A 14,199-nucleotide genomic window follows, 5' to 3' on the forward strand; every position below is an offset into this window, starting at 1 on the left:
GTCCCGCCGCGTACTTCGCACGCACCGGCCTGCTTGTCCTGCCGGGGCTGCTCTCGCCGGCGCAGGTCGAGCGATGCTCCACCGAGATCGACCGGGTCGTCGCGGACCTGCGTCCGATGCCGAACGTCCGGGTCATCGGCAAAAGGAGCCCGCGGGACCCGTCCTACGACCTCGAGGATCTGCCGGACGCGACCGGCCGCACACCCGTCCGCAAGATCACCGGTTTCGGTCAGCTCTCCGACGTCCTGTTCCACTCCCTGGTGGCCCAGCCGGCCCTGCTCGCGGCGCTGCACCTGGTGCTCGGCCGGCGCATCGAGCTCTACCACGATGCCCTCATGCTCAAGTCCGCGCGGGTGGGGCAGGAGAAGCCCTGGCATCAGGACGCGGTCTACTGGCCGTTTCGACCGATGCGGCTGGTCAGCGCAATGATCGCCATTGACCGGGCGGCGCCGGAGAACGGCTGCCTGCAGGTCGTGCCCGGCTCGCACCGCCAGGTCGCCGAGCATCACAAGGTCGACTGGGAGCTTCAGGTCGACCCGGCCGGGCGGGAACGCGACGCCGTCTACGTCCCGCTGGAACCGGGGGACTGCCTGATCTTCCACAGTCTGCTGCTGCACGCATCCGAACACAACACCTCAACCCTGCGCCGCCGGGTCTCCATTACCAGTTACAGCCCGGGTGACCTGCGGATTCTTGATCCGACCCTGGCGCCACCCGAGCTGCTGAGCATGAGCAGCCGTCCCGACCGCGAGCAGGAGAGCGATGCGGATACCGAAGTCTGACGAACTGTCGTTGTCGCTGTCGGGTACGGCCGCGCCGGAACCGAGTGTGGCGGTCGACCTGGCCGGGGACGCCGTCGACCGGATCGACGTCGGCTGGTGCGAGTTCCGCTTCACCGGCCGCACCGCGTTGCGCACCGCTCGGATCCTCGAGCTGTGTGACGGCGAGACGACCATTGAGGAGATCGCCCGGCGGCTGGCGGCGCCCGAGGCGACCGTCGGCGCCACCGTCACCGCGCTCTACACCCGTGGCATCCTGCGTGACACCCGTCGGGCGCAGGTGCCGGCCGGGCTGTTCGCCGAGCATGCCGTCGCCCGCGGCCGGACCCTGCGCACCGCGATGAGCAGCGAGGTCGAGCTGCTCGGCGCGCCGCCGCACCGCCGGTTCCTGCTCGGCACCCTGGTCGAGACCTACCATTTCGTCGCGTCCGCGCCGGTGCACCTGGGTGCTGCTGTCGCCCACGTCGCCGACGCGCAGGTGCGCGAGGCGCTCGTCCGGCTGTTCAACGACGAGGCGGACCACGGTCGTACGCTGCGCGCCGGTCTGGTCGCCGCGGGCCTGTCCGAGGAGACGATCGAGGGCAGCGCGCCGCTGCCCGCTACCCGCAGCGTCATCAACTTCCTGCGCACGCTCGCAGCCACCGATCTGCTTTCCTACGCGGTCTGCGCGGCCGTCAACGAAAGCCCGAAGACCGACACCGCGATCAAGAAGGGCTGGGACGAGCTGATCGCACTCGACCTGCTGCCGGCCGAGGCGCTGCTGCCCTTTCGCGGTCACGAACTGGAGGACGAGGAATCCGGTCACACCGCGATCGCGCAGGCCGTCTTCGCCGAACGGGCGACGCTGTCGGCGGCCGAACAACGCCGGATCTGTGCCGAGCTGGAATCCTTCATCGCCGTCCAGCACGGCTGCTATCGGGAGATGAAGGAGTTCTACGGCGCCGAGGCAGGGCCGGTCGCATGGGGCGTGTGATCGCGGGAAGCCGGTGATGGCGGACGCCACGGTCACTGCCGGCGCCCCGCGGCGGATCAGGCTCGACGCCCCGGCCGACGGCGATGCGGACCTGGGCGGCGATGCGGACCTGGGCGGCGAGGACGGTTCCGAGGTGCTGTACCGGACCAGCCCCCAGGTCGCCGTCGTCGGCTTCGGCGGGTCGTACACGGTGCTGCGGGCCACGGATGTGCACACGGCCGTCGTGCTGCGTTCCCCGTCGAGCGCGACCCTGGATCTGCTCACCTACTTTCGCCGGCCTCGCAGCCTCCGCTCCTGGCTCGCGCGCTGGGCACCCGAACGTCGGCCGGCCGCGTCCGCCTCGCTGCGCCACGCCGTCGACCGTGGCCTGCTCACCGCGGATGGCAGCGCGGATGGGGCGGATGGGAACCCCGGGCCGGCGACCGACGACGTGCTGGCGGGGCTGCTGGCCGAAGTGGTGCGCCTGCGCGCTCGGCTCGCCGCCCGTCCGGTGGACACCGACGCCGCTGCGCCGCGGGCCGTGGAAACCGGGCCGGCGACCCGGCCGGCACCGGTCCCGTCGGCACCGGCGTTGCTGGTGCCGACGCTGCATTTCCTGGTCCGGGATGCCGCTGACCGGCTGGCCGCGGCCGAGCGCCAGCGGACGACGAGGCAGGCCGCGGCGCTCACCGGCACGGGCGCGGCGGGTGCGGCGCTTCGGCTGCATCTGGGCTGCGGGGAGCACCGGCTGCCGGGTTGGGTGAACGTCGACCTCTACCACGAGACGGCGGACCTGCGGGCGGATGTGCGGCTGGGGCTGCCCTTCGACGACGGTGCGGCCGGCGCGATCTACCTGGCCCATCTGCTGGAGCATCTCGAGTATCCCGTCGAGGCGCTCGACGTGCTGCGGGAATGCCGCCGGGTGCTGGGCGACGGCGGACTGCTGCGCGTGGTGGTGCCGGACATCCGGTCGTTTCTCGTCGCCTACGTCGACAACGACGCGGAGTTCTTCCGCCGCTTCGAGCAGCGCTGGGAACGGGCTCCGGCACCGACGCTGCTGGCATCCTTTCTGCACTATGCGGGGGCGGGGGAGTTCCCGTGGGTCGCCGACCGCCACCGGTTCGGCTACGACGAACCGACGCTGACCGACCTGCTGCACACGGCCGGTCTCACCGCGGTACGCCGGTGCACGGCCGGGGACAGCCTGATCGCCGACCCGGCGCTCGACTACTCCTGGGCGAACGAGCTCACTGTCTCCGACCGCCCCTTCTCCCTGATCATGGAAGCGGAGGTGGCGCGGCGGTGAGCAGCGCGCAGCCGTACATCGTCGGTTTCTCCGACTCGGTGCACGACCGGTCGGCCTGTCTGTTCCGCGGCACCACGCCGCTGGTCGGGATCGAGGAGGAACGGCTCACCCGGCAGCGGTACGCACTCGACTTCGCCGGCCGCGACCGCTGGGACGCCGCCGTCTACCGCGAGCTGGACCTGGTCGGCGGCACCGCCGGGTTCCACGACGCCCGGATGCGCCGTCTCACCGACTACTGCCTGGCCGCCGCGGGCATCGACGAGTCGCAGGTGTCGCTGTGGATCGGCAGCTCGCTGCACACCGCGTTCCCGTTCGCCGACCGCGCCGTCTACCTCAACCATCATCTCGCCCACGCCGCCTCGGCGTTCTTCGGTTCCGGCGCGACCAGCGCGGCCATTCTGATCATGGATGGCTACGGGGACAGCACGTCCGGCGATGCCTTCGAAACCATGTCGATCTACGCGGGAACCGAGGCGCGTATCGACACCCTGCAGCGTGTCTCCGGCGTCAAGGCCGACATTCACATGGCCAACTCCGCCGGCATCTTCTACCGGATCGCCACCCTGCTGTCCGGGTTCAGCGTCGTCGACGAGGGCAAGGCGATGGGCCTCGCCGGGCACGGCGAGCCGCGCTACCAGAAACACATTCTCGAACACATCAGTTTCGGTGCGGACGAGGTGGAGATCGACAACGACCAGATCTGGCGGGCGATGCAGCCCTACCGGTCCACGGAGCTTGCCGACCGCGCCGACATGGCGGCGAGTTTCCAGGCGGTCCTGGAACAGATCGGCGTGTTCTACGCCCGCCGGGCCCGGGAGCTCACCGGCAGCGACACGCTGTGCATGGCCGGCGGGGTCGCGTTGAACTGCGTCGCCAACCAGAAGATTCTCGAGCAGGCCGGATTCTCCCGGGTCTGGGTTTTTCCCGCCGCCGCCGACAACGGGATCGCGATGGGCGCCGCCTACTACGGGGCGCACGTCCTGCACCGTGGCGGGCCCGCGTCCGGTCTGGCAACCCCGTGTCTGGGCCGCGGCTACCCGCGTGAGCAGGTGCTCGCGGCACTCGAGGAGATCACCGGGCTCGCCACCGTCGAGGAGGTCGGGCTGCGGGCGTGTGCCGAACGGGCCGCGCGGCGGATCGCGGCCGGTGAGCTCGTCGCCTGGTTCCAGGACGGCTCCGAGATCGGCCCCCGGGCGCTCGGGCACCGCAGTCTGCTCGGTGATCCGCGCACCGTCGACATGCGGGAGCGGATCAACGCCGCGGTGAAGTCACGGGAGGCGTTCCGTCCCCTCGCGCCGCTGGTGCTCGAGGAGGAGGCCGGTGACTGGTTCGACTGCGCCCGCTCGCCGTACATGCTGTTCACCCCGGATGTCCGCCCGCGCACCGCGCAACTCGCCCCGGCGATCGTGCACGCCGACGGCACGGCCCGGGTCCAGACCCTCGCCGAGGCCGACAATCCGGCGCTGCACCTGCTGCTGCGCGAGTTCCGCCGGCACACCGGCCTGCCGCTGGTCATCAACACCTCGTTCAACCTGCGCGGCGAGCCGATCGTCGAAACCCCGCTGGACGCGGTGCGGGCCTTCGCGGAGGCTCCCATCCCCGTCCTGTGCATCGACGGCTTCTGGGTCACCAAGGCCGCTGGCGTCAGGTCCGATGGCGCCAGGTCCACTGCGGGCGGGCCGGACGATCCCGGGCCGGACGGGGCCGGGCCGCTCGGCAGGGCCGGGTGATCGGGCGGCGGGCGGTCGGACGCTCGGGGCTGCGGTTCAGCGCACTGAGCCTCGGCGGGATGACCCTCGGACACAACGCGGCGTTCGGCGCGATCGGCGCGGACGCCACCGAGGCGGCCCGGATCGTCGCCCGTGCCCTCGACGCCGGGATCGACACCTTCGACACCGCCAACGTCTACGGCGAGAGCGAGCATCTGCTCGGCCGGCTGCTCGCGTCCCGCCGCGACGACGTGGTGCTGTGCACCAAGGTCCGCTTCCCGACCGCCGTCCCCGACAGCGGTGCCGGTGGCGCTGGTGGCGCTGGTGATGGCAGTGGGGGTGGGGCTGCCGGTGGTGGGGCACCGCCGGCCAGCAGCTACGGGCTGTCCCGCGGCGCGGTGCTGCGGGCGGTCGAGGGGTCGCTGCGCCGGCTCGGTACCGACTACCTCGACGTCCTGTGGCTGCACATGCAGGACCGTTCGGTGCCGATCGCCGAGACGCTGGCCACCACCGACACCCTCGTCCGACAGGGGAAGGTCCGCTACGTCGGACTGTCGAACTTCATGGCCTACCGGGTCGCCGAGGCGGTGTGCGTCGCCGGCGCCCGCGGGTACGAGGCGCCGGTCGGCCTGCAACTGCCCTGGTCGGCGGTCGGCCGCGGGGTGGAACGGGAGCTGGTGCCCGCCGCCCGCCACTTCGAGCTCGGTGTCGCCGTCTACAGTCCGCTGGCCCGCGGCCTGCTCAGCGGCAAGTACGAACGCGGTCGCGAACCCGTCGACGGCAGTCGGCTCGCGCTGTGGAAGGAGGAGCTCGCCGGCCACGACACCGACCGCACCTGGGCGGTGCTCGCCGCGCTACGCGGCATCGCCGCCGACCACCGGGTGCCGGTGGCCGCGGTCGCGCTCGCCTGGGTGCTGGCCCGGCGTCCGGTCGCGAGTGTCATCGTCGGGGTGTGTACCGCCGAGCAGCTCGAGCAGAACCTGGCCGCGGCCCGGCTGCGGCTGAGCCGGGAGGAGACCGCCCGCATCGACGCCGTCTCCGAACCGGACTGGGACTATCCCGAGTCGTTCATCGGCCGCTTCGAGGCCTGGTGATCCCACGAACGCAGGGTGGGGGCGCCGCCGACCCGCGACCGGGTTCGATGCCGCCACGGACGCCGCGCTACCGCCGCGGGACGCACTCGCTGCTCGCCCGCGAAACCGCCCCCGCCGCGGTCGGCCTGTGGCTCGCCGAACTGGACGCCGCCCCACCACCGTGCGTCGTCGACGCCGTCACCGACTACGTCACCGGCGGCCATCTCGGCTACGGCGACGCGTTCGACCTCGCCACCGACAGCCTGCGCCGCTGGCTCGCCGACCAGCACGACTGGCTGACCGAAGCCAGCCGCTCCGGTGCGGTCCACGCCGTCGCCGTCACCATCCTCGCCCTGACCGACCCCGGGGACGCGGTCGCCGTGCTCACCCCGTCCTACCCGCCGGTGCTGCGGGCGGTGGGCGAACTCGGGCGCCGGCTGGTGCCCTGGCCACTGCTGGACGAGGACGCCGGCCACCGCCACGACCTCGACGCGCTTGATGCTCTGCTCGCCCGGGACACCCCCCGGCTGCTGGTCCTCACCAGCCCGCACAACCCGACCGGGCGGGTGTTCACCGCCGCCGAGCAGCACGCCCTCGCCGCCCGCGTGGCCCGTCATCCGACGCTGTTCGTCCTGTCCGACGAGGTGTTCGCCGATCTGGTCCATCCCGGCCACCGACATCTCTGCTTCGCCCGTGCCGCCCGTGCCGCCCGTGCCGCCGGTGGCGGCGGGCTGGACGCGCGGACGGTCACGGTCCTGTCGGCGTCCAAGGCGTTCAACCTCGCCGGTCTGCGCTGCGCCGCGGTCCACGCCGGTTCGGCGGAGCTCTCCGGCCGGCTCGCCGCCGTGCCCGCGGCGCTCACCGGCACCACGTCCGTCGTCGCCGCGATTGCCAGCGCCGCCGCCTGGGACGGCGGCCACGACTGGCTCGCCGCGACCCGCGCACACCTCACCGCGAACCGCGACCTGCTGTTCGACCATCTGACCCGCTACGTCCCCGCCCTGACCGGAAGTCCGCCGGAGGCCACCTACCTGGCCTGGCTGCGGGCCCACGGTCCGCTCGCCGACCCGGAGTTCCCGGGCGCGCAGGTCGGGGCCGACGTGCGGTCGAGACTGCTGGCCGCCGGTGTCGACCTCGCCGACGGTGCGCCCTTCGGCGATCGGACGGGACGGCGGGTGCGCCTGTCCTTCGGCTGCCCGCCGGACGTCCTGACCGCGGCCCTCGACCGGCTCACGGTCACCTGCGCCGCCTGGGACGCGGCCCTCGCGCGCGGTGGGAGGTCGGATGCCGGTCCACCCGGTTGACCTGGCCGAGCCGGCCTGGCGCAGCGACCCGTTTCCCGGCTGGGCCCGGCTGCGCGCCGCCGGGCCGCTGCACCGTACCGTCGACGGGGCGTGGCTCGTCGTCGGCCACCGCGAGGTCGACCTGCTGCTGCGCACCGACCGGGTCGGCAAGGACCTGCGTCGTCTGCGCGGTTACGCCGACCTTCGCCCCTACGGCCGCGACGGCCTCGCGGAGCACTACATCGAACAGTGGATGGGCGTGCGCCTGCCCGAGGTCCATGCGGTGTGGCGATCGCTGGTCACCCCTGGCTTCACCCGGCGCTCGGTCGCCGGGTTACGCGAACGGCTCATCCAGACCGCGGACGACCTGCTCGCCGCCGCACCGGCGGCCATGCCGTCGGCGGTCGGCGGATCCTTCGATCTGATGGCGAGCTTCGCGCGACCGTTTCCGGTCGTGGCGACCGCGCTCGCGCTGGGCCTGACCGACGTCGGCGTCGAACGTCTCGCGGGCTGGTCCCGGGCGATCACCGCCGTCCTGGAGCCGGACGCGGAGCCGGCCGCCCGCCGCGGCGCCGAGACGGCGCTGGCGGACCTTGCCGACTATCTGCGCGTTCAGCTCGACGACCGACGCCGACGGCCCACCGACGACGTCCTCGGCCGGCTCACCGCGGGCAACACCGGGCCGGACGCGGCGTTCGACGACGACCAGCTGGTCGCGACGGTCCTGCTGCTGTTCCTGTCCGGCAACGACACCGTCGCCGGCCTGATCGGCAACGGCGTGCTGGCCCTGTCCGCCTTCCCCGACCAGCAGGATCTGCTGCGCGGCCGGCCGGACCTGCTGCCGCTCGCCGTCGAGGAGATCCTGCGTTTCGACGGGCCGGCCTGCATCGCACTACGGGCCGTCTACCAGCCGATCACCATCGCCGGCCACGACCTGGCCGCCGGCGACACGCTCCTGCTCGCCCTCGCCGCGGCCAACCGCGACCCGGGCGCCTTCCCCGACCCCGACCGGCTGCGCATCGACCGTCGCCCCAACCGCCACCTCGGCTTCGGTGCCGGCCCGCACGCCTGCGTCGGCACCGGCCTCGCCCGCACCGAGGCCACCCTCGCCCTCGCCGCCCTGCACCGGCACATCCCCCGGCCGAGGTGCGATCCGGCCACCGTCACCTGGTCCGACGAGCAGTACCAGCGCTACCCGCAGACCCTGATCCTCACCTGACCCGACAATCCGGCCCGCGGTCGCTGCGGGAGGCCGACACCGGCTGGCAGACTGCCGCTGAGGTACCGCAGGCGCGCCACGTACGGGAAGGACAACTCATCCCATGCCCCAGCTCGACGACCCGCGGTGGATGACCCGGGCGATCGAACTCGCCCACCGCTGTCCACCCGCCACCGGTGCCTACTCGGTGGGGGCCGTCCTCGTAGGCGAGGACGGCGAGGAGATCTCCTACGGCTTCTCCCGGGAGGTCGACGACGCGGTGCACGCGGAGGAGTCGGCTCTCGCCAAGATCGACCCGGACGACCCGCGGCTCGCCACGGCGACGATCTACAGCACCCTGGAACCGTGCTCCCAGCGCACCTCCCGGCCACGTACCTGCACCCAGCTCATCCTGGCGGCGAAGATCCCCCGGGTGGTCATCGCCTGGCGCGAACCCGGTCTCTTCGTCGCCGACTGCCAGGGCTACGAGCTGCTCACCGCGGCCGGTGTCACCGTCGCCGAACTGCCCGAACTCGCCGAGCGGGCCCGCGCCATGAACGCCCACCTGCTGCTCTGAAACCTCTTGTTTCTAGGCAATGAACACGATGAGCGAGTCGCACGGGACCACTTTTTCGAAAACAGCCAGATCGGCCAGCGGATAGCGCTTTCCGTCCGCGTCGGTGGTCTCTCTTATCTGTTCCTTTTCGCCAGCCGGGTTCGGGATCGAAGGTGAGAAAGGCCAACGGACTACTGGTTCTCAGGCGCCCAGGCGGATGTGGCGTAGCTGGACGGCGAGCTGGTGTCCCTGTCGGACGAGGCGCGGGGACGTGTCGGGGCTGAGGGTGAACCCGGCGTGGGTGGCGATGTCGTCCGCCACGGCGGAGATCGACAGGGTGTCGGTGGGGAGGTGGCGGGCGAACTCGGGGGCCCGCAGGGCGTCGAGGGAACGTTCGAGCTGGCGACCGCTGTAACTGCGAGAGGTTTCTCCTCGCCGGTGGATGCGGCGGATCATCGTGTCGTGGTCGGCGAGAAGCGTGACCTGCACGACGCGGTGCCCGGCGGCGCGGGCGGGGGCGTGCAGGCTGGCGAGCAGGGCGAGGCGCTCGGCGCTCGTCGAGCCGGGTTCGGGGGTCAGCAGGACCAGCCGCTGGCCGGGGTCGTCCTGCAGCCGCAGGATATCCTCGGCGAGAGAGAGCTCGCCGAGGAGCGGATGGCGGAACTCGCGCCGGCCAGGCCCACAGTCGCGCACCCCGTGGCGTGCCCAGGTGGACGCGAAGTCCGCGCTGTTGACGCACAGTTCGCCGATCAGCGAGGTGAGCGCCGCGTCGTCAGGATGCTGCCCGCTGGCCAGGCGCAGGTAGCTGACGACGTCCTCGACCTTGCGCCGCCAGTGGACGTACAGGTCGCGGGTGTGCGCGTCGAGCAGGATCAGGCGGGCCATGTTCGGCCGGATGGCGCACTGTGACGGCGCGGCGAAGTCCAGGTGTGAGGCGATCAGCGCATGCCCGAGCCGGTTCCAGGCGAGGACGTCGGTGCGTCGGCCGAGCACGAGCGCCGGGACGTCACGCATCGTGCCGATCAGCTGCAGGATGGCGGGTCGAACCCGTTCGGGGCGCGTCGAGCGTCGCGCGGCTCGGGCCGGCCGGGCGAGCGAGCGCATGTGCGCCTGCTCGTCGTCGCTGAGCAGCAGCACCCGGGCCAGGGAGTCCAGGACCGCGTCCGAGGCGTTGCGGCTCTGCCCCTGCTCGAGACGGGTGTAGTAGGTGACGCTGACTCCGGCGAGCTGCGCGAGCTCCTCGCGCCGCAGCCCGGGCACCCGCCTGCGGTCACCCGGCCGGCTCAGCCCGGCATCGGCCGGGGTGAGCCGAGCGCGGCGGGAACGAAGGAACTCGCCGAGTTCGGTCATGGCGGCTATTGTCCCCGACCACCTGGCCGGATAATCCGTCCCAGGGTGACCCTGCCATTGCCACCCTCGGCAGGGATGGTAATCGCAGGGGCGTGGCTATCGTGACGATCCGGCGGCAGTGTGCAGAGGCATGACCGAATCCTCCCTCGCCCCGCACACGGCGGGATCCGGATCGTCCGGACCTGGCCTGGCAGCCGACGTGCCAGCGGCCGGGTCGCAGCCGCCGAGCGCCGAGTCGCGGATGACCCGTCGCCAGCAGCTCGCCCTGGTGCTGCTGCTCGGTAGCCAGTTCATGCTGGCGATCGACTTCTCGATTCTGAACGTGGCGCTGCCGTCGATCGGGAGCGGCGTCGGCCTCGGCGACGGTGACCTGCAGTGGATCGCGACCGCGTTCGCGTTGCCGTCCGCAGGGTTCACGTTGTTGTTCGCCCGGGTCGCGGACCTTTCCGGCCGTCGCCGGCTCTTCCTGATCGGCCTGGGCCTGCTCGTGGTCGCGTCCCTGCTCGGCGGGCTGGCGCAGTCCCCGGTGGAGCTGCTCGTCGCCCGGGTCGGACAGGGGCTGGCCGCGGCGATCGTCGTCCCCGCGGCCTTGTCGCTGCTGGTCACGACCTTTCCGGACGGGCCGGTGCGCCGCCGCGCGCTGGGCCTCAACGGTGCCCTGCTGCCCGCCGGATTCACCGTCGGCGCGCTGGTGGGTGGACTGCTCACCGGCTATCTGAGCTGGCGCTGGGCGTTTCTGGTGAACGTGCCCGTCGCGCTGGCCATTCTCGTGGCGACGCCGCGGGTCATTCCGCTCGACCGCGGCACGTCGGGACAGCGCCTGGACATTCCGGGTGCGCTCACGGTCACCGCGGGTCTCGTCGCCTTCGTCTACGGGGTGTCCCGCGGCGGCGAGGACGGCTGGTCGGATCCGTGGGTGTGGGTCGCGATCGGCCTCGGCCTCGCCCTGCTGGTCGTCTTCTGGCGGGTCGAACGGTCCAGCCCGCATCCGCTGGTCTCGATAGACGTCCTGCGGATGCGCCATGTCGGTTGGGGTAGTGCCGGCGGCTTCGGCGTGTTCGCGCTGGGCAGCTCGATCGTGTTCGTCATGACGCTCTACCTGCAGCAGGTGCTCGGCTATTCGGCGGTCACCACCGGTCTCATCTTCGGGGTTCCCGGGGCCGCGGCGTTCACCGCGGGAATGATCTCGCCCCGGCTGCTCACGGTCATCCCGTCGAAGCCGCTGCTGGTGTTCGGTCTGGTCCTGCAGGGGCTGTGCGCGCTCGCGCTGGTGTTCGTCGGGCCGGACCGCGGTTCCCTGACGCTGTTTCTGGTCGCCTCGGTCGTCGGTTTCTTCGGGCACGCCTGTGGCATCGTCGGCTATCTGATCACCGCCACCTCCGGCCTGCGTGACGACCAGCAGGGCCTGGCCACGGGCCTGACGACGCTGACGCAGCAGGTCGCGCTGACCCTGGGCATCCCCGTCCTGTCGGCGGTCGCGAACGCCCGCACCAACACGCTGCGCGCCGACGGCGACCACTCGCCGGCCGATGCAGTTCTCGGTGGTCTGCACCTGGCGCTCGGCGTGAACGCCGCCGTCACCGCCGTCGTGGTCGTCCTGGTCACCGTCTTCCTCGTGCGCCCCGGTCGTCCCCGGCGCACGGACCGCGCGGACCTGGCGGATCTGAGGGACCTGGCGCAGGACCGCGTGGCAGCGTCGTCCCAGGGCGCCGGCCTGCCGGCAGCCGCCGGATCGGCCCCGGCGTAGGCGGATCAGCCGCCGGCGGTGGTCGACGACCGCGGGCTGCCGCCGTCCACCGCACCGGCACCACTGGTGATCAGGACGAAAGCGGCCAGGGCGGCCACGACGAAACCGGCGACCGCCACCGCCCCCCGGCCGCACGCCCCCTGTGTGCCGTGCTATCCGATCCGGCGGTGGATGTGGTGAACGAGACGGGCGATGCCGCGGTAGGGGTCCTGGGCGCCGGCCACCCACTCGGCGTCGACGACGGCGTCCACGTCCGGCCCTGGCGGAATGTCGCCGAGATGGTCGGTGAAGGTCCTGATGCCGTACCAGGCGAGTGACCGTGTCCCGGCGGCGGTGAGAATGTCGGCGACGTTCGCCGGATCGTCGCCGGGCGGTAGCGTCACCGCTGGTTGGCCGCCCGATCCGGCGGCGCCGTCAGGCCGGGCGTCCGCGGTGGTGCCGGTGGGGCCGGTGGGGCTGGGGTCACCGAGCAGCGCGGTGGTGTCCTGCCAGCGACCCTGTAGTCCCGCCCGCAGGGCGAGCGCCGGGCCGTTCTTACCGACCACGGAGATGATCCCGCCGGGCCGGGTGAGCTCGACCAGGACGTTCAACAGGGGCGCCGGCTCGGGGACGAACATGATGACGCCATGGCAGAAGGTGGCATCCCAGCCAGCCCCCACCAGGTGGACGGCGTCGCGTCCGTCTCCTTCGACCAGTTCGACGCGTCGACGGACCGACTCGGGGGCGTCGGCCAGCCCACGTCGCGCCGCGGCCAGCATGCGCGGGTCGGGCTCGCAGACGGTCACGTGGTATCCCCGCCGGGCGAACTCCAACGCCTGCACGCCGTTCCCACCGCCGATGTCCAGCAGCCGCGCGGGCGCGGGCGGCAGGTGCTCGACCAGCGCACGGGTGACCAGCCGCTGGCGGACGATCCCCCGCAGGGTCGCCGTGTGCGCCACGTAGTCGGCGGTGTCCGTGTAGTCCGCCGCTCCTGGCCCGTCGACGACGGCAAGCACCCGGGCCTCGCCGTCGGATGCCGACGGACGGCTCGGTGGAACGCTGTGCTCGAGAACGGGCGTGCTGAGGTTGCTGGCCGAGGACGGCTGCATCAGGTGGTGCTCCTTCCGGTCCCTGAAGACATGTCCTGTTCAGCGGTGCCGCGAACCTCTTTCGAGCCGTCCCCGGCATGCTCCAGGTCACGTGTCGGGCCCCGTCACCGCGACGGCTGTGCGTGTCCGGTCAGGGCGTCTGCCGTGGTGGCTCCCCGGCGAGTACCCGCGCCAGGTACGCACTGAAGAGGTCGCCGAGCCGGCGGGCAAGCTCGGCATCGTCGGCATCGTCGGCATCGTCGGCGTCATCGGCGTCATCGGCGTTGGCATCGTCCGCGTCGGCGGTGCCGGTGGCTGCCGCCGGCCGCAGGGAGCCGTTGCGGCTGAGCGTGACGAGGCCGTGCACGAGCGCCCAGCTGATGAGGGTAAGGGCGGGGACGTCCCGCGGTGCCGGCTCCGTCGGCGCGAGGTGGCGGACGGCGGAGCCCAGGATGCCGAGCGCGCTTGCCTGCGCCGTCTGCAGGACGGGATCCTCGGGATGCAGCTCGCTGGGCCGAAACATCAGGTCGAACAGCGCGGGGTTGGCGAGGCCGAAGTCGATGTAGGAGCGTCCGAGCCCGGCCAGGTGTTCCTCGGGGCTGGAGCCGTGGATCTGGCGAAGCTGCCCGGTCAGAGTGTTGAAGCCGTCGGTGGCGATCGCGGTGAGTAGTCCGGCGCGGTCGTGGAAATGGTGTTTCGGTGCCGCGTGGGACAGGCCGGCCCGCCGGGCGACCGCGCGCAGGCTGATCGCCGCATGGCCACGCTCGGTGAGTTCCGCCCGGGCCGCGGCCAGCAGCCGCTGCCTGGTGGTGGACGGGGACACGTTCGGCTTCTCCACGGAGGCGATACCACCACCGGTCGCTTGACAGTGTCAAGGAGCCTGATCAGACTGAACCCGACTGACAGTGTCAATCAGGCTGGTCGAGGGAGGACTCCCGGTGTATCACGCCATAGTCAGACGTATCGCCACCCGGAATTTCGAACGTGTCAACGACAAGGACTACGAGACCATCCTCAGGACCTGTACCGAAGACATTCGTCACCGCTTCGGGGGAGACCATCCGCTCGGTGGCGAGCGGCACGACAAGGACGCGCTTCGCCGCTGGTTTCATCGGCTCGGACGGTTGTATCCCACCCTGAAGCTCACCGTCCGCGATGTGTGGGTCAAAGGTCTGCCCC

The 14,199-nt window shown here is 72.0% G+C and carries 13 protein-coding genes; 10 read left to right on the top strand and 3 right to left on the bottom strand.

The window, feature by feature from the left end:
• From G6R24_RS11035 to G6R24_RS11070, 8 genes are all read left to right on the top strand, one after another.
• Positions 1-782, top strand: a 782-nt coding sequence (locus tag G6R24_RS11035) for a phytanoyl-CoA dioxygenase family protein (RefSeq protein WP_163549165.1), incomplete at its 5' end; no start/stop codon positions are given.
• On the top strand, positions 763-1,752 hold the full coding sequence (locus G6R24_RS11040) for an iron-containing redox enzyme family protein (protein WP_163549166.1): 990 nt from the start codon (positions 763-765) through the stop codon (positions 1,750-1,752). The genes G6R24_RS11035 and G6R24_RS11040, both read left to right, overlap by 20 nt.
• Before the next feature lie 16 nt (positions 1,753-1,768).
• The gene (locus G6R24_RS11045; RefSeq protein WP_163549167.1) at positions 1,769-3,037 is read left to right on the top strand and encodes a class I SAM-dependent methyltransferase; all 1,269 of its coding nucleotides are present in this window, start codon (positions 1,769-1,771) and stop codon (positions 3,035-3,037) included.
• Positions 3,034-4,767, top strand: coding sequence for a carbamoyltransferase family protein (locus G6R24_RS11050; RefSeq protein WP_163549168.1), 1,734 nt, complete (start codon positions 3,034-3,036; stop codon positions 4,765-4,767). Before G6R24_RS11045 ends, G6R24_RS11050 begins: the two co-directional genes overlap by 4 nt.
• Positions 4,764-5,840, top strand: a complete 1,077-nt coding sequence (locus G6R24_RS11055; RefSeq protein ID WP_163549169.1) for an aldo/keto reductase — start codon at positions 4,764-4,766, stop codon at positions 5,838-5,840. The genes G6R24_RS11050 and G6R24_RS11055 overlap by 4 nt, the downstream gene beginning before the upstream one ends.
• Positions 5,837-7,123 carry an aminotransferase class I/II-fold pyridoxal phosphate-dependent enzyme gene (locus G6R24_RS11060; protein WP_163549170.1) on the top strand — a complete coding sequence of 429 codons (1,287 nt, stop codon included), beginning with the start codon at positions 5,837-5,839 and terminating at the stop codon, positions 7,121-7,123. Before G6R24_RS11055 ends, G6R24_RS11060 begins: the two co-directional genes overlap by 4 nt.
• On the top strand, positions 7,104-8,321 hold the full coding sequence (locus G6R24_RS11065; protein ID WP_163549171.1) for a cytochrome P450: 1,218 nt from the start codon (positions 7,104-7,106) through the stop codon (positions 8,319-8,321). Before G6R24_RS11060 ends, G6R24_RS11065 begins: the two co-directional genes overlap by 20 nt.
• Before the next feature lie 103 nt (positions 8,322-8,424).
• Entirely contained in the window at positions 8,425-8,877 is a 453-nt protein-coding gene (locus G6R24_RS11070; RefSeq protein WP_163549172.1) for a dCMP deaminase, read from the top strand.
• 180 nt (positions 8,878-9,057) lie between these two features.
• Here G6R24_RS11070 and G6R24_RS11075 read toward each other — a convergent pair whose 3' ends face one another.
• Positions 9,058-10,206: a helix-turn-helix domain-containing protein gene (locus G6R24_RS11075; protein ID WP_163549173.1), complete on the bottom strand. Its 1,149-nt coding sequence runs from the start codon at positions 10,204-10,206 to the stop codon at positions 9,058-9,060.
• Between the two features lie 130 nt (positions 10,207-10,336).
• Between G6R24_RS11075 and G6R24_RS11080 the strand changes: the two genes are divergently transcribed.
• Positions 10,337-11,953: an MFS transporter gene (locus G6R24_RS11080; RefSeq protein WP_225438391.1), complete on the top strand. Its 1,617-nt coding sequence runs from the start codon at positions 10,337-10,339 to the stop codon at positions 11,951-11,953.
• Between the two features lie 152 nt (positions 11,954-12,105).
• On the opposite strand, the gene G6R24_RS11085 is transcribed toward G6R24_RS11080, so the two are convergent.
• Both G6R24_RS11085 and G6R24_RS11090 read right to left on the bottom strand, forming a co-directional pair.
• Positions 12,106-13,041 (bottom strand): methyltransferase domain-containing protein, encoded by a 936-nt coding sequence (locus G6R24_RS11085; protein WP_163549174.1) that lies wholly within the window; start codon positions 13,039-13,041, stop codon positions 12,106-12,108.
• Positions 13,042-13,171: 130 nt separating this feature from the next.
• Positions 13,172-13,843, bottom strand: coding sequence for a TetR/AcrR family transcriptional regulator (locus tag G6R24_RS11090; RefSeq protein ID WP_163549175.1), 672 nt, complete (start codon positions 13,841-13,843; stop codon positions 13,172-13,174).
• 115 nt (positions 13,844-13,958) lie between these two features.
• Between G6R24_RS11090 and G6R24_RS11095 the strand changes: the two genes are divergently transcribed.
• Positions 13,959-14,199 (top strand): nuclear transport factor 2 family protein (locus tag G6R24_RS11095; protein WP_163549176.1); only part of this gene is annotated, 241 nt, incomplete at its 3' end.

The organism is Candidatus Frankia nodulisporulans (genome assembly GCF_902806475.1).
In the GTDB taxonomy this organism is placed as follows: domain Bacteria; phylum Actinomycetota; class Actinomycetes; order Frankiales; family Frankiaceae; genus Frankia; species Frankia umida.

What these genes read in the sequence shown, in the direction of transcription:
- G6R24_RS11040 (WP_163549166.1), top strand. Translation starts at nt 763, where the DNA reads ATGCGGATACCGAAGTCTGACGAACTGTCGTTGTCGCTGTCGGGTACG.
- G6R24_RS11045 (WP_163549167.1), top strand. Translation starts at nt 1,769, where the DNA reads ATGGCGGACGCCACGGTCACTGCCGGCGCCCCGCGGCGGATCAGGCTC.
- G6R24_RS11065 (WP_163549171.1), top strand. Translation starts at nt 7,104, where the DNA reads ATGCCGGTCCACCCGGTTGACCTGGCCGAGCCGGCCTGGCGCAGCGAC.
- G6R24_RS11070 (WP_163549172.1), top strand. Translation starts at nt 8,425, where the DNA reads ATGCCCCAGCTCGACGACCCGCGGTGGATGACCCGGGCGATCGAACTC.
- G6R24_RS11075 (WP_163549173.1), bottom strand. Translation starts at nt 10,206, where the DNA reads ATGACCGAACTCGGCGAGTTCCTTCGTTCCCGCCGCGCTCGGCTCACC.
- G6R24_RS11080 (WP_225438391.1), top strand. Translation starts at nt 10,337, where the DNA reads ATGACCGAATCCTCCCTCGCCCCGCACACGGCGGGATCCGGATCGTCC.
- G6R24_RS11085 (WP_163549174.1), bottom strand. Translation starts at nt 13,041, where the DNA reads ATGCAGCCGTCCTCGGCCAGCAACCTCAGCACGCCCGTTCTCGAGCAC.